This window comes from Pseudomonas moraviensis (assembly GCF_900105805.1).
GTDB lineage: Bacteria > Pseudomonadota > Gammaproteobacteria > Pseudomonadales > Pseudomonadaceae > Aquipseudomonas > Aquipseudomonas moraviensis_A.
Genome location: NZ_LT629788.1, coordinates 2101623 through 2115898 on the forward strand (window position 1 = coordinate 2101623; position 14276 = coordinate 2115898).

Annotated in this window: 14 protein-coding genes; 4 read left to right on the plus strand and 10 right to left on the minus strand. The window is 59.4% G+C overall.

Annotation, left to right across the window (positions count from 1 at the left end; genetic code table 11):
• Nucleotides 1–38: 38 nt before the first annotated feature.
• Complete coding sequence (locus tag BLU71_RS09515) at nucleotides 39–1148, minus strand: PilT/PilU family type 4a pilus ATPase (protein WP_083352915.1); 1110 nt, start codon at nucleotides 1146–1148, stop codon at nucleotides 39–41.
• 109 nt (nucleotides 1149–1257) lie between these two features.
• Between BLU71_RS09515 and BLU71_RS09520 the strand changes: the two genes are divergently transcribed.
• Nucleotides 1258–3795, plus strand: a complete 2538-nt coding sequence (locus BLU71_RS09520) for a hybrid sensor histidine kinase/response regulator (protein WP_083352916.1) — start codon at nucleotides 1258–1260, stop codon at nucleotides 3793–3795.
• 52 nt (nucleotides 3796–3847) lie between these two features.
• Entirely contained in the window at nucleotides 3848–4123 is a 276-nt protein-coding gene (locus BLU71_RS09525; RefSeq protein WP_083352917.1) for a peptidylprolyl isomerase, read from the plus strand.
• 115 nt (nucleotides 4124–4238) lie between these two features.
• Here the strand turns inward: BLU71_RS09525 and BLU71_RS09530 are convergent, their stop codons facing one another.
• The 8 genes from BLU71_RS09530 to BLU71_RS09565 all read right to left on the minus strand — a co-directional run bounded on the left by BLU71_RS09530 (nucleotide 4239) and on the right by BLU71_RS09565 (nucleotide 10888).
• Nucleotides 4239–5162: a sugar kinase gene (locus BLU71_RS09530; RefSeq protein ID WP_083352918.1), complete on the minus strand. Its 924-nt coding sequence runs from the start codon at nucleotides 5160–5162 to the stop codon at nucleotides 4239–4241.
• Between the two features lie 135 nt (nucleotides 5163–5297).
• Nucleotides 5298–6512: an amino acid deaminase gene (locus BLU71_RS09535; protein ID WP_083352919.1), complete on the minus strand. Its 1215-nt coding sequence runs from the start codon at nucleotides 6510–6512 to the stop codon at nucleotides 5298–5300.
• A gap of 38 nt (nucleotides 6513–6550) precedes the next feature.
• Nucleotides 6551–7315, minus strand: coding sequence for an IclR family transcriptional regulator (locus BLU71_RS09540; protein WP_042610359.1), 765 nt, complete (start codon nucleotides 7313–7315; stop codon nucleotides 6551–6553).
• A 129-nt stretch (nucleotides 7316–7444) separates the two neighbouring features.
• Complete coding sequence (locus tag BLU71_RS09545) at nucleotides 7445–7834, minus strand: RidA family protein (RefSeq protein ID WP_042610358.1); 390 nt, start codon at nucleotides 7832–7834, stop codon at nucleotides 7445–7447.
• Nucleotides 7835–7865: 31 nt separating this feature from the next.
• Complete coding sequence (locus BLU71_RS09550) at nucleotides 7866–8657, minus strand: amino acid ABC transporter ATP-binding protein (protein WP_064361770.1); 792 nt, start codon at nucleotides 8655–8657, stop codon at nucleotides 7866–7868.
• Nucleotides 8654–9316: an amino acid ABC transporter permease gene (locus BLU71_RS09555; RefSeq protein WP_042610356.1), complete on the minus strand. Its 663-nt coding sequence runs from the start codon at nucleotides 9314–9316 to the stop codon at nucleotides 8654–8656. The genes BLU71_RS09550 and BLU71_RS09555 overlap by 4 nt, the downstream gene beginning before the upstream one ends.
• Before the next feature lie 9 nt (nucleotides 9317–9325).
• A complete protein-coding gene (locus BLU71_RS09560) occupies nucleotides 9326–9988 on the minus strand; it encodes an amino acid ABC transporter permease (RefSeq protein WP_024012746.1) in 663 nt (220 codons plus the stop codon).
• 51 nt (nucleotides 9989–10039) lie between these two features.
• Nucleotides 10040–10888 (minus strand): transporter substrate-binding domain-containing protein, encoded by an 849-nt coding sequence (locus BLU71_RS09565; protein WP_064361771.1) that lies wholly within the window; start codon nucleotides 10886–10888, stop codon nucleotides 10040–10042.
• A 417-nt stretch (nucleotides 10889–11305) separates the two neighbouring features.
• On the opposite strand from BLU71_RS09565, the gene BLU71_RS09570 reads away from it, so the two are divergent.
• Together BLU71_RS09570 and BLU71_RS09575 are read left to right on the plus strand one after the other, a co-directional pair.
• A complete protein-coding gene (locus BLU71_RS09570) occupies nucleotides 11306–11707 on the plus strand; it encodes a hypothetical protein (protein ID WP_083352920.1) in 402 nt (133 codons plus the stop codon).
• Nucleotides 11708–11799: 92 nt separating this feature from the next.
• On the plus strand, nucleotides 11800–12231 hold the full coding sequence (locus tag BLU71_RS09575) for a thioredoxin family protein (protein ID WP_083352921.1): 432 nt from the start codon (nucleotides 11800–11802) through the stop codon (nucleotides 12229–12231).
• A gap of 138 nt (nucleotides 12232–12369) precedes the next feature.
• Here the strand turns inward: BLU71_RS09575 and BLU71_RS09580 are convergent, their stop codons facing one another.
• A complete protein-coding gene (locus BLU71_RS09580; protein WP_064361773.1) occupies nucleotides 12370–13929 on the minus strand; it encodes a TerC family protein in 1560 nt (519 codons plus the stop codon).
• Nucleotides 13930–14276: the final 347 nt, after the last annotated feature.

Here is a 14276-nt window from a genome sequence, read left to right on the forward strand (position 1 = left end):
CTCAACACTTAAAACAACAACTGCAACTACACGATTTTTTACTCCAACAAACTCCAGCCGCCAGAATGGCGGCCCTGCGCATCAATTGATTCGCCGGAAAGTTTTAATCGCAGCCTGATGTTATTTATGGAGTCTGCATTCTTGAATGCTTCTTCCATAGTGATCGCCCCCTCCAGAACCAGGTTGTAAAGAGCACCATCAAAGGTCTGCATGCCCAAATCGATGGATTTTTCCATTATGCCTTTCAACTCACCCAACTCATTTCTCCGAATGTGATCTTCAATAGTCGGATTCCCCAGCATGACTTCCACCGCTGCTCTTCTCTGCCCGTCAACCGTGCGTACAAGTCTTTGCGATACACAAGCCTTCAGGTTGTTGCCCAGGGTTTGCAAAAGCTGCTCGCGCCGCTCCTCGGGAAACATATTGATGATTCGATCGAGTGCCTGATTGGCATTGGTCGCGTGCAACGTCGACAGCACCAGATGCCCGGTATCGGCGAATGACAATGCATGTTCCATGGTTTCGCGATCACGGATTTCGCCGATCAATACGACGTCCGGGGCCTGGCGCAGGGTGTTCTTCAGCGCGGCATGAAAGCTGCGCGTGTCGACGCCGACTTCACGCTGGTTGATGATCGAACGCTTGTGCCGATGGATATATTCGATCGGGTCCTCGATGGTCACGATGTGCCCGGCACTGTGGCGGTTGCGGTGGTCGATCAGGGCGGCCAGCGAGGTTGACTTGCCTGAACTGGTGGCGCCGACGAAGAGAATCAGGCCGCGTTTGAGCATCACCGTCTCGAGCAACACTGGCGGCAGCTTCAAGTCTTCGAATTGCGGAATGTCGAGTTTGACGTTGCGGATGACGATCGAGACGTCGTTGCGCTGCTTGAAAATGTTCACCCGGAACCGCCCGACGCCCGTTCGGGAGATTGCCAGGTTCATTTCCAGATCCCGGTCGAACTCCCGGCGCTGCTCAGCGTCCATCAGGGAGGTGGCGATTGCCGCGGTTTCGCCGGGTTTGAATGGCTGATCGTTCAATGCCGTCAACACACCGTCAACGCGCGCGCTGGGCGGTGCGCCGGTGGAGAGGAACAGATCCGAACCGTTTTTTTGCGACAATGTTGATAACAGTGCATCGATTTCCATGGCTGAAAGCACCCGCGAAGCATTGGATGAGCAGATTTGGCCTACGCTTGGCGCGGCTCCTGCAACAATGATAGACCTCGTCTCACCGAACCACGCTCAGGATTGAAACATGAATGCTGTACCCACCACCGATGACGCTCAGGCCCTGATTGCCCGCACCGACTGGAGCCGCAGCCCGCTGGGCGCTGCCGGCACCTGGCCGCAGAGCCTGCGCACGGCAGTGGATATCGTGATTCATTCACCGATGCCGATGCTGCTGTTATGGGGCCCTGAGCTGACGCAGATCTACAACAATGGTTTCGCCCTGCTCGCCGGCAGCAAGCATCCGCAAGCGTTCGGACAGCCGACGCATGAGGTCTGGCCGGAAGTGCGGGATTTTTCCGAGCCGATTTATCAGGCGGTGTTGCAGGGACAGGTTCGCAGCTTCAGTGAGCAGCGTTTCACGGTACAGCGCGACGGCAAAAAAACCGACTTCTGGCTGGATCTGACTTACAGCCCGATTCGTGATGAAAGCGCACAAGTGGCGGGAATTCTGATCACGGCCATCGAAACCAACGAACGCCGACGCATCGCCCTGGAATTGCAGCGCCGCTCCGAGGAAAGCCTCAAGGCCCAGCGTCAGTCCGAAGAACGCCTGCAACTGGCCCTGGCCGCGGCTGATGCCGTCGGCACGTGGGACTGGGACATTGGCGAAGACCGTTTCATTGCCGACGCGCACTTTGCCGAACTGCACGGTGTCGATCCAGCCGCCGCCGCACAGCTGCCGATCAGCGACTACCTGCACGGCGTGCACCCGGAAGACCGCGCCATGGTCGCGCGCGGCATCAAGTACTGCATCACGAACGGCACCGAGTACGCCGAGGAGTACCGCCTGTTGCAAGCCGACGGCACGCTGCGCTGGGTCTTCGCGCGCGGGCGCTGCTACAAGGATCATCACGGTCGACCCATGCGCTTTCTCGGCGCGGCGCTGGACCTGACCGAACGCAAACACACCGAACAGGCGCTGCGTCAGAGCCAGACCGAGCTGCAGCTGATCATCAACGCCATGCCGATCCTGATCAGCTATGTCGACGCCGAAGAGCGTTTCCGCCTGAACAACGCGGCGTACCTCGATTGGTACGGCCTGACGCCGCAGGAATTGTACGGGCGCACGATCCGCGAAGTGGTTGGCGAAGAAGCCTACTTCCTGCGCGCACCGTACATTGCCGAAGCGCTGGCCGGACGCTCCTGTTCTTTCAGTTTCTACACCCCACACCGCGATGGCAGCATCCGTCATGCCTTGATGAACTATCTGCCACGTCATGGCGCGGACGGTGCGGTGAACGGCTTCTACATCTTTGTGATCGACGAAACCGAGCGCAAGAAAACCGAAGAAGCCTTGCGCAATCTCAATGAAACGCTTGAAGAGCGGGTCAGCGCACGCACCGAACAACTGGCCCAGGCCAATCAGCGTCTGCAGAACGAGATGTTCGAACGCGAGCGCGCGGAAGATGCCTTGCGTCACGCGCAAAAAATGGAGGCTGTCGGCCAGCTCACCGGCGGCATCGCCCACGACTTCAATAACATGCTCACCGGCATCATCGGCAGTCTCGACCTGATGCAGCGCTACATCGCCAATGGTCGCGCCGACGAGATCGGCCGTTTCACCGAAGCGGCGGTCTCATCGGCCAATCGCGCGGCGGCGCTGACCCATCGTTTGCTGGCGTTCTCGCGGCGCCAGTCGCTGGATCGCAAGCAACTGAACGTCAACGAGCTGGTGCATTCGCTGGAAGACCTGATCCGCCGCACCAAGGGCGATCCGATCGATCTGCAACTGCGCCTGCCCGACGATGTGTGGCCGGTCAGCACCGACGTCAGTCAGTTGGAAAATGCTCTGCTCAATCTGGTGATCAACGCCCGCGATGCGATGCCGGAAGGCGGCACGTTACTTATCCAGACCGCGAACGTGTATCTCGACAGCAGCGACATCACCATTCTCGAGCCGGTGAAGGCCGGGGAATACGTGATGCTCGCGGTCAGTGACAATGGCACCGGCATGACCCCGTCGATTCGGGCCAAGGCGTTCGATCCGTTTTTCACCACCAAACCGATCGGCCAGGGCACCGGCCTGGGGTTGTCGATGATTTACGGATTCGCCCAACAGTCCGGCGGACATGTAAGCCTCGACAGTGTGCCGGGCCAAGGCACTTGCGTGCGCCTGTACTTGCCGCGTTTGCTGGAGCCGACAACGGAAACCACCTCAATCGAAACCGCCGAGCCGATCGCCGCTTCATCCTCGGGCGAGACCGCGATCGTGGTCGAGGATGACCCGGCAGTGCGCATGCTGGTGCTCGATCTGCTCAAGGAACTGGGCTACAAAACCGTCGAAGCGGAGAACGCCCAGACCGCCCTGCCCTTGCTCGAATCCGCGCAACGCGTCGATCTGCTGGTCACCGATGTCGGGCTGCCCGGCATGAACGGCCGCCAGTTGGCCGAGATCGCTCGCCAGCATCGTCCGAGTCTGAAAGTGTTGTTCATGACTGGCTATGCGCAGATTGCTGCCGAGCGTCAGGGCTTTCTCGAAGAAGGCATGGACATGGTCGCCAAACCCTTCGTCCTTGAAGTGCTGGCAAGCAAGATCCGCAAGTTGAGCAACCCGAGGCCGTGAGTTGGGGCATAATCGCGCGCCCCGCTGTCACCCCGTTATCAGGTATTGCACGATGAAAGCCCAAGCCCGCCACATTCTGGTGAAAACCGCCGAAGAGGCCGAACAACTCAAACAGCGCATCGCCAAGGGCGAAGCGTTCGATGTCCTGGCGAAGAAATTCTCGACCTGCCCGTCCGGCAAACGCGGCGGCGATCTGGATGAAGTGCGCCCGGGACAGATGGTCGGCGCGATTGACGCGGTGATCTTCAAGAAACCGCTGCGCACCGTGCATGGGCCGATCAAGAGCAAGTTTGGCTATCACCTGGTGCAGGTGTTTTATCGGGATTGATCGCTGCTCGCTGTAGGAGCTGACGAGTGCAACGAGGCTGCGATCTTTTGATCTTGCTTTTGCGGGTCAAGATCAAAAGATCGCAGCCTTCGGCAGCTCCTACAGGAATTGCATTTCAAGTTCGGGGGATCAGCGCTCCGGGCACCTGTATCACCCGGCTGGCCAATTCATGCCCCGCCTGCGCCGCCTCTGCCGGACTGCCGCCGAGCAAGCGCCTGGCCAGGTACGCCGCGCTGAACGAATCCCCCGCCGCCGTGGTGTCGACTACCTTGTCGACCTTGTGCGCCGGCACTTCAAACGTCTCCCCCGCGCAACGAATCAGACACGCCTCGGCGCCACGCTTGAGTACCACCTCCGGTGTGCCGAACTGCGCATAGGCGGCGAACACCTCTTGCGCGTCGGGAAACCCGAACAATGCCTGTTCATCATCCACGGTCAGCAACGCCAGATCGACATAAGGCAGGACGCTGCGATACGCCGCCCGCGCCTCCTCCACCGAAGCCCACAGGCGTGGGCGATAGTTGTTGTCGAACACGATGCGCGCATCGCGCTGCCGCGCTTCGCTCAACGTCCTGATCAGTCGGGCGCGGCCTTGCATGCCGAGTACGGCGAGGGTGATGCCGCTGAAATACAGCACGTCGTAGTCCGGCAGGGCCGCGAGGATCGGCTCGGCCGCGGGCGTGGTAAAGCAATCGCGTACCGCCGCTTCGTTGCGCCAGTACAGAAATCGCCGCTCGCCGTTGGCATCGGTCTGGATGCAGTACAAACCGGGCAAACGGCCCGGCAAGCGCTGCACCCTGTCCAGGCCGATGCCCTCGCTGCGCCAGATCTGGCACATGGCGTCGCTGAAACTGTCATCACCCAGCGCAGTGACGTAATCGACCTGCGCCTTGTCGCCCATGGCCCGGGACAGGTAAACCGCGGTATTGAGGGTATCGCCACCAAAACTTTGCTGCAGACTGCCGTCGGCACGTTGTTGCAGTTCGATCATGCATTCGCCGATCAGGGCGATGCGCGGGGTGTTGCGGGGGATTTTCATCGGGTGGGATCTCTGGGGGTTCGGTGGTGGCTGTTCTGGTGCTATCGCGAGCAGGCTCACTCCTACAATTGAAATGCGTTCCAAATGTAGGAGTGAGCCTGCTCGCGATCAGCCGCCGCAACGCAATCTCAAGCCTTAGAAGCAAGTTTCCATGGTCTCGATGACCGCCAACTGATCATCCACCAGCAACCCAACACGCCATTTGTCGAACGTCAGGCACGGATGCGAAGTACCAAAGGAAATGATGTCGCCGACCCGCAGTTCTACACCCGGTGCCACGGTCATGAATGCATGCTGATCCATCACCGCCGTGACCTTGCACGCACCGACATCATCCCCCACCGCCGGCACCACGCCGGCCTTGTAGCGCAACAGCGGCACCGGCAGACCGGCATCGAATGCGACGTCACGTTTGCCCAGGGCGATCACCGCAAAACCCGGTTCCGGCAACGATTGCACATGAGCCCAGACTTCCAGCGCCGGGCGCAGGCCTTCGTGCAGATCGCTGCGACGCTCGAGCACGCAGCACTGCGCTTCTTTGTAGATGCCATGGTCGTGCGCCACGTAACTGCCCGGGCGCAACACGCTGAGGAAACGCCCAGCGGCGTTCTGCGTTTCGAAGGATTCGGCAATCAGGTCATACCAGGCCGAACCCGATGCGGTGATGATCGGTTTGGCGATTGCGAAAGCGCCGCTGTCCTGCAGCTGCACGGCCAGGCGTACCAGCGACGCGGCAAATTCGCGAATGCCGCTGACCGCGTGATCGCCGTGGATCACGCCCTCATAACCTTCGATACCGGTCAGGGCCAGCGCCGGTTGCGCATCGATGGCCTTGGCCAGCTCGATGACTTCCTGCTCGCTGCGGCAACCGCAGCGCCCGCCGACCACGCCGTATTCGATCATCACGTTGAGCCTGACCCCACGGGACGCGAAGTAAGCCCCGAGGTCGGCGACGTTGTCCGGGTGATCGACCATGCAATGGAAATCGAACGTCGGATCAGCGAGCAGATCGGCAATCAACGCCATGTTCGGCGTGCCGACCAGTTGATTGGCCATCAACACCCGGCGCACGCCATGGGCGTAAGCGGCGCGGGTCTGGGTGGCGCTGGCGAGGGTGATGCCCCAGGCACCCGCGTCGAGCTGCCGCTTGAACAGCGCCGGGGTCATGCTGGTTTTGCCGTGGGGCGCGAGTTCGGCGCCGCTGTCGCTGACAAATTTCTGCATCCAGCGGATGTTGTGCTCCAGCGCCTCGCGGTGCAGCACCAGCGCGGGCAGGCTGACGTCGCGGGTCAGTTGCGCGCCAGTCGCGGCGTCACCTTTGTCTACGGCAGAGTTGATGGCAGTGGTCATGGTCCAATCCTCGCAGTCGCGGCCGCAGGCAGCCGCGGTTATTCGTTGATACGCCGGGCGAGGCTGTTGGCGCTTTCAATCAGCACCCGGCGATAGTCGTTGTAGTTGTTTTTCGCATCGGCGCGCGGAGCGACGATGCACAGGGTACAAATCGCCACGCCCTGCGGGTCTTTGACCGGCGCGGCGAAGCAATGGGTGAAGGTGTCGGCGACGCTGTCGAAGGAGAAAAAGCCATCGATGCCGGCCTGACGAATCTCCGCCAGAAAGCGTTCCAGCGGCAGGCGCTCGCCGTCGGGCAGGATGTAGTCGTCCTCGTCGATCAGGTCGATGATCTGCTGATCGCTCAAGTGCGCGAGCAGCAGGCGCCCGGAGGCGGTCCACGGGATCGGCGCGTTTTCACCGATGTCGGAGGAGATGCGGAAATGCCGCTCACCCTCCTTCATCAACGCGACCGTATATTTGCGCCCGTTGAGCAGGCACATCTGCGCGGTTTCGCGGGTCTGGCTGACGATCTCCTGCAAGGCCTGATCGGCCTCGCGGCTGAGATCGAAATGACGCAGATGGGCCTGACCGAGGAAGTACAACTGGCGGCCCAGATAGACGTGGCCGTCCTTGCCCACTGGCTCCAGAATGCGCCGTTCCAGCAAGGAGGCGACCAGTTCGTAGACCGTGGATTTCGGGCTGCCGATGCCGTTGGCGATATCATTGGGGCGCAAAGGCTGGCCGATTTCCTTGAGAAAATCGAGGATATCGAACGCCCGGTCCAGACCGCGTGCCCGGCGTTTGATGGTGTCTTCGGTCATGTCATTACTCACTCGATATTCCCTGTAGGAGCTGCCGCAGGCTGCGATCTTTTGATCTTGCCTTTCTGGCGCATCCAAAAATGCCAAAAGATCGCAGCCTTCGGCAGCTCCTACAAGAGCCGCGGTGTATCAGGCCTTTTTCTTGTAGGCAATGCAGTCAATCTCAACCTTACAATCCACCATCATGCTCGCCTGCACACAGGCGCGCGCCGGGGCGTGTTCGGGTTTGAAATACTCGGCGAAAACCTTGTTGAAGCTGCTGAAGTCCCGTGGATCGTCCAGCCACACACCGGCACGGACCACGTCCTCAAGGCCATAACCGGCCTCTTCGAGAATCGCGACCAGGTTCTTCATGGTCTGGTGGGTCTGCTCGACGATGCCGCCGACAATGATCTCGCCATCCACCGCCGGTACCTGACCGGACACGTGCAGCCAACCATCCGCTTCCACAGCGCGGGCGAATGGACGAGGCTGGCCGCCGGCGGCGGTGCTGCCGGTGCCGTAACGCGTAATGCTCATGGGTGTTTCTCCTGATTGCAAAAGTACAGATTCAAAACCGCGTGCTCTTGAGAAATTCCGCCAGACGCGGCGATTGCGGGCGTTCGAACAGTTCCTTGGGAGGTCCCTGCTCTTCGATGCGCCCTTGATTCATGAAAACGATCTTGTCCGAGACCTCGAAGGCAAACCGCATTTCGTGGGTCACCAGCAACATGGTCATGCCGTCTTCGGCCAGACCCTTGATGACATTGAGCACCTCACCGACCAGCTCCGGGTCGAGGGCCGAAGTGACTTCGTCGAAGAGCATCAGGCTCGGGTTCATCGCAATCGCCCGGGCGATGGCCACCCGCTGTTGCTGGCCGCCGGACAACTGACCGGGAAAGTGATTGCGCCGCTCCAGCAGGCCGACACGCTCCAGCCATTTTTCGGCGAGCACCACGGCTTCATCCTTGTGCATCTTCTTCACCTTGAGCAGGCCCAATGTGACGTTCTGCAACGCGGTCAGGTGCGGAAAAAGGTTGAACTGCTGGAAGGCCATGCCGGTCATCGCGCGATGGCGAGCAATGACCTTTTCGGGGTGACGCACGCGTTTGCCGTTGACCTCGTCGTAACCGATGGACTCGCCGTCGAGCAGGATCTGCCCGCCCTGGAACTCCTCGAGCATGTTCACGCAACGCAGCAGCGTCGTCTTGCCGGAACCGCTGGAGCCGATCAGGGTGACGACGTTGCCGCGCTGCATGCTCAGGTCGACACCCTTGAGCACTTCCACCGCGCCGTACTGTTTGTGCAGGCCGCGAATGTCCAGCAGCGCCTGATCCTGTGAAGCAACGTGAGCTTGAGTCATGGCAGGGCCACCCGCTTTTCAATGTGCCGGCCGAGTAATTCGATGCCGTAGTTGATGACGAAGAACAGAAAACCGGCGAACAGGTAGAACTCCAGGGTCATGAAATTCCGGGCGATGATCTGTTGCGTGCTGAGCAGCAGTTCGGCGACGCCGATCACCGAAAGCAAAGTCGAGGCTTTGACGATTTCGGTGGACGAGTTGACCCAGGTCGGCAGGATCTGCCGCAATGCCTGAGGCAACAGTACGTAGCCAAGGGATTGGTAGAACGTCAGGCCGATGGCTTTGCCCGCCTCCATCTGCCCGCGCGGTAAGGCTTGCAGCGCGCCGCGCACGATTTCGGCGACGTGGGAGCCGCAGAACAGCGTCAGGCCCAGGGCACCGGCCTGAAACGCGCTGATCTGCCAACCGAGCGCTGGCGCCATGTAAAAGCAGGCCAGCACCAGCACGAACACTGGCGTGCCGCGAATCAGATCGACGTAAACGCGGAACGGTGCGCGCATCCAGAACTTGCCATAAGTCAGCACCAGACCGGCAACCACACCGAGCAAAGTGCCGAGGACAATGGCCAGCGCCGAGACTTGCACACTGGTCAGAAAGCCCTGCCACAACGGCTCGCGGGCGAGCCACAATTCATGCAACCAACTGGGAGATTGGTACATCGCAGCCTCCTATCGACGGATCGCCAGACGCTGCTCGAGGTAACGCAGCAGCATGGCAATGAGGTAACAGGCCGCGACATACAACGCCGTGGTCACCAGCCAGGTTTCGATTACCCGGTAGCTTTCGACGTTGATCTTGCGCGCGTAATAAGTCAGCTCCGGCACCGCAATCGCAGCGGCCAGCGAAGTGTCCTTGAACAGCGAAATGAAGTTGTTCGACAGCGCCGGCAAGACGTTGCGCAGCATCACCGGAACGGTGACGTAGGCCTTCACTTGCCACTCGCCGAGGCCGATCGCCAGGCCAGCTTCGCGCTGCCCTTTGGGGATGCTCAGCAAGCCGCCACGGAACACTTCGGTCAGGTACGCGCCGGCATACAGCGACAGCGTGATGATGAACGAGGGAATCTTGTCCAGACGAATCCCGAGGCTTGGCAGTGCAAAGTAGATCAACAGAATCAACACCAGGATCGGCGTATTACGCACCACCGTGACGTACACCGAGGCCAGCACCCGCAAGGCGCGATGCTTCGACAGCAAGGCAAACGCCATCAGCAGGCCGATCACGCAGCCGATGGCGATCGACACCAGCGCCAACTGCAAGCCCAGACCGAGCCCCGCCAGCAAGGTGTCGAAATCGCGCCACACGGCGGCAAAGTTCAACTGATAGTTCATGGTCAGCAGTACCTTGAGCGGGGCGACGCTAATCGCCCCACTCTCACGGGATCATTTGAATTCGACTGGGAAACCGATGGCTGGAGATGGCAGGTCCACGCCGAACCATTGCTTGAATGATGCCGCGTAGGTCGGGAATTCAACGCCTGTCATGGCTTCATGCAGCGCGGTGTTGACGAAGTTCAGCCAGTCCTGATCGCCGCGCTTGACCGCACAGGCGTAAGTCTGCGGGCTCCAGGCATAGCTCGGGCTGCGGTAACGGCCGGGGTTCTGCACCATCAGGTATTTGACCGACGACTGATCGGTGGCGGCGGCATCGGCACGGCCGGAGTTCACCGCCTGATACATCAGGTCAACGCTGTCGTACTGATCGACCTTGGCCTTGGGCAGCGCCTGATGCACCAATTCTTCGGCGTACACGTTCTGCAGCACCGCCACGGTGACGTCATCGCCTGCCGCTTGCAGGTCCTCGATTTCCTTGTACTTGCTGTTGTTAGGCAACAGCAGGCCGACACCTTCGCGGTAATACGGCAGGGTGAACGCCACTTGCTGCGCACGGCTGGCGGTGACGGTGATGAACTGGCAGCTCATGTCGACCTTGTCGGTCAGCAGATTGGGAATCCGTGCATCGGACGACTGCACCACGAACTCGACTTTGCTCGGGTCATTGAACAACCCCTTGGCCACCATCCTGGCGATGTCGATATCAAAACCCTGCAACTTGCCGTCCGCGCCTTGAAAGTGCCACGGCGCATTGGTGCTGCCGGTGCCCACGATCAACTTGCCACGGGCGAGAACACTGTCGAGCTTGCTGTCAGCCGCTTGGACCAGGCCGACGAGCGAAGAAGAAGCTGCAAGAACAAAAACACACGCTTTGAATAACGAAGGACGGCGATGCATGGCAAGCACTCCAGAATTGTGTTTATTCCGCTATACCGGAACACGGTTTGTTACTACGGAATAGACAGCAGAAAGTGTGCCACAGCCTCAGCGTAAAATGCGACAGCCGTGAAACTTGAAATGATTCAGTGCGTTAACGGACAGAGCGCATCCCCGCAAAGGGGCTGCCCCGAAAACCCGCGTCCCATAACTACCCAGTAGAGGGAAGTGACGTCACATTTGGGAGCACGTTGTGAGCGTTTATGAGGCGAGCGCAAACGCCAATTGAGATCAATTTGCGTGGATACCGTTTATCTGATTTAGCTGTCTACCTGTCAGAGTTGACAGTTGTGCGCGATGAACTCGGCAGGCTTACTGGATCAGCCCTTACGAGGGCGGCAGCGGCACTTATGACTCTCACTCAACAGGACTATTGACATGGCTAATCTGATCAAGAACGGCGACTTCTCTCAACAGGGCATGCATTGGGTGTCCAATCCATCTGACGTCAAGTTCGTGACCGGTCACTGCATCGTTGGAACTCCGCATTCCATTAGTCAGGAGGTCCTGACTGGGGAAGGCGGCGGAGGGACATTTATGTTATCGGCAAGGATGAAAACGCTGGCCGGATTTGCGGGTCGCATTACCGTGCAGCCTGTTCCGACTGGCGAGCCGGTTTACCTCAACGTCGCAGGTGGTCAGGACTGGACAGTCAAATCCGAAAAATTCACGACGCAGATTTCGACTTTGAAGTTCACTGTCAAACTGGAATCCAATGACGGGACTAACGGTGAATATGGTTCCTACTTCGGTGACGTAACTCTTTCCAAGCTGCTCTGACGCATAGTTGTAAAAAAGAGTTGCCAGTCATCAGGGGCAACTCGTTTTTTCCACGAGCACGTAACCGTTTCACTCGAAAAAAGGATCATTCGATGAGTTCCAGAGCACCGATGGCAGTCCTGCCAGATACGTACCGCGAAGCCCTGAAAACCTGGCGCCCGGTCATTCTTTATTTCGCCAATGAACACTGCCCCGCCTGCGAATGGGCAGGGCCGATCTTTCGGCAGATTGCCGAGCCTTACCGGCTGCGCGCCAACATCTATATGCTCAACACCAGCCAATCGCCTCGCCATCCGAACGTGGCCGGCACGCCTACAGTGCTGTTCTACAAAAACGGCAGGTTGCTCAAAAAACTCAAAGGCATTGGGACGGAAGAAACTCTCGCGCGGGATTTTGCCGTGCATATCGGCAAGACCAAAGCGCCCGTTGCCGCGCGCAAACGAACGCATGATCTGGCTTGGTTACGCCGAACACTCCGTACTTTGCATACAGTCCCACTTGCACGCCTGCGCCGGATGTTCTGAACGAGCCTCACCAGAGATGTGAAGTGCATGCCAAATCGCCTTCGCGAGCAGGCTCGCTCCCACATCGAACCGCGTTGCAATGTGGGAGCGAGCCTGCTCGCGAAAAGGCCGGCACAGCTGGTAAAAAAAGCGCGAGTATTACGCGGCAGCGCGCTCCAGCAGCACCCGCGTGACGCGTCGTTCTTCAACGGCTTTGACGGTCAGTTGCCAGCCTTCGTATTCCAGTCGGTCGCCCATCATCGGCAAGCGATCCAGAAGACTCATGACCAACCCGGCCATGGTCTGATAGTCCTCGGTAGGCTCAGCGCCGAAGCCGGTGCGCTGGCGCACTCGTGCCAAGGGCAGCGCACCACTGACGAGGAATCCACCACGCTCTTCGACCACGTCCGGGCCTTCGATTTCGCTGGCATCGGGTAACTCGCCGGCGATCGACTCGAGGATATCTGTCATGGTCAGCACGCCGACAAAATCACCGAACTCGTTGACCACGAAAGCAATGTGCGTCGAGGCCGCGCGCATTTGCTCCAGCGCATTGAGGATCGAATAACTTTCGAGCAGATTGAGGGTCTTGCGGGCCAGATGCTCAAGGTTCGGCTCGTTGCCGGCCAGATACTCCTTGAGCAGTTCCTTCTTGTGTACGAAGCCCAACGGCTCATCCACCGCGCCATCGCGAATCAACGGCAAGCGCGAGTAGGACGAATGCATCAACTTCGTACGAATGGTCTCGGCATCATCGGCCAGGTCGATCAGGTCGACATCGGCGCGTACCGTCATCAGTTGGCGAATCGGCCGTTCCGCCAGTTGCAGCACGCCGCTGATCATCACCCGCTCACGGCGGTCGAACAGCTCGGCAACCGGCGCTTCACCGTTGTCGAGCAAATCGGAAATCTCCTCACCGACCTCCTCCACTGCGAGTTTGCGCCCGCCGAGCAAGCGCATTACCGCATGCGCAGTGCGCTCGCGCAGCGGACGCAAGCCCTGCATTGAGCGTTTGCGGCGTGCCCGGGCGATCTGGTTGAACACTTCGATGAGGATCGAGAACCCGATCGCCGCATACAGATAACCTTTCGGGATGTGGAAACCCAGACCTTCTGCAGTCAGGGCAAAACCGATCATCATCAGGAAGCCCAGACACAGCATGATCACGGTCGGGTGCGCGTTGACGAAACGGGTCAGCGGTTTGCTGGCGACGATCATCAGGCCGATTGAGATGATCACGGCGATCATCATCACTGCCAGTTCATCGACCATGCCCACGGCGGTTATCACCGCGTCGAGCGAGAACACCGCGTCGAGTACCACGATTTGCGCCACGATCGGCCAGAACAGCGCATAGGCGGTGTTGGTCGAGCGCTCGCCGACGTGGCCTTCGAGGCGTTCGTGCAATTCCATGGTGGCCTTGAACAACAGGAACACCCCACCGAACAGCATGATCAGGTCACGCCCGGAGAAGCTCTTGTCGAACACCTCGAACAACGGCTGCGTCAGCGTGACCAGCCAGGAAATACTCGCCAACAGACCCAGGCGCATGATCAACGCCAGCGACAGGCCGATGATGCGCGCGCGATCACGCTGATGCGGCGGCAGTTTGTCGGCCAGGATTGCAATGAACACCAGGTTGTCGATACCCAGCACCAGTTCCAGCACGATCAGAGTCAACAGGCCTAACCAGGCCGTGGGATCCGCTAACCATTCCATAAAACGTCTCGATCTCTCTTCAGTGAATTCAGGCTGCCGGACACGGCGAAGTGCAACGCGAAGGCTCAAGAGCCGCGTTAACAACCATAGTCGGGAGTCGGAAGACGGGATGCTGCGAATGGATCAAGGCCGCACGAAGGCGCGTTGGAGAGTGCTGACTGGGAGGCTCCGAGAGGGTGTTCATGTAAATCCTGAATGAAAAATGGCCTTGGAGCGTACAGGGTCGAAGGGTCCGCTCCACAGCGGCAAATCATTTCAAAATCTGTACAGCCTGGAGAGATGGGTTGATTGTGTTGGCCCCATCGCGAGCCGGCTCACGCCTACAGGGGAACGCATTCCAAATGTAG

Coding starts and splice junctions, on each gene's coding strand:
- BLU71_RS09545 (WP_042610358.1), bottom strand. CDS start 7,834: ATGAGCATTACGCGTTACGGCACCGGCAGCACCGCCGCCGGCGGCCAG.
- BLU71_RS09560 (WP_024012746.1), bottom strand. CDS start 9,988: ATGAACTATCAGTTGAACTTTGCCGCCGTGTGGCGCGATTTCGACACC.
- BLU71_RS09580 (WP_064361773.1), bottom strand. CDS start 13,929: ATGGAATGGTTAGCGGATCCCACGGCCTGGTTAGGCCTGTTGACTCTG.
- BLU71_RS09515 (WP_083352915.1), bottom strand. CDS start 1,148: ATGGAAATCGATGCACTGTTATCAACATTGTCGCAAAAAAACGGTTCG.
- BLU71_RS09575 (WP_083352921.1), top strand. CDS start 11,800: ATGAGTTCCAGAGCACCGATGGCAGTCCTGCCAGATACGTACCGCGAA.
- BLU71_RS09550 (WP_064361770.1), bottom strand. CDS start 8,657: ATGACTCAAGCTCACGTTGCTTCACAGGATCAGGCGCTGCTGGACATT.
- BLU71_RS09540 (WP_042610359.1), bottom strand. CDS start 7,315: ATGACCGAAGACACCATCAAACGCCGGGCACGCGGTCTGGACCGGGCG.
- BLU71_RS09555 (WP_042610356.1), bottom strand. CDS start 9,316: ATGTACCAATCTCCCAGTTGGTTGCATGAATTGTGGCTCGCCCGCGAG.
- BLU71_RS09530 (WP_083352918.1), bottom strand. CDS start 5,162: ATGAAAATCCCCCGCAACACCCCGCGCATCGCCCTGATCGGCGAATGC.
- BLU71_RS09535 (WP_083352919.1), bottom strand. CDS start 6,512: ATGACCACTGCCATCAACTCTGCCGTAGACAAAGGTGACGCCGCGACT.
- BLU71_RS09520 (WP_083352916.1), top strand. CDS start 1,258: ATGAATGCTGTACCCACCACCGATGACGCTCAGGCCCTGATTGCCCGC.
- BLU71_RS09525 (WP_083352917.1), top strand. CDS start 3,848: ATGAAAGCCCAAGCCCGCCACATTCTGGTGAAAACCGCCGAAGAGGCC.
- BLU71_RS09565 (WP_064361771.1), bottom strand. CDS start 10,888: ATGCATCGCCGTCCTTCGTTATTCAAAGCGTGTGTTTTTGTTCTTGCA.
- BLU71_RS09570 (WP_083352920.1), top strand. CDS start 11,306: ATGGCTAATCTGATCAAGAACGGCGACTTCTCTCAACAGGGCATGCAT.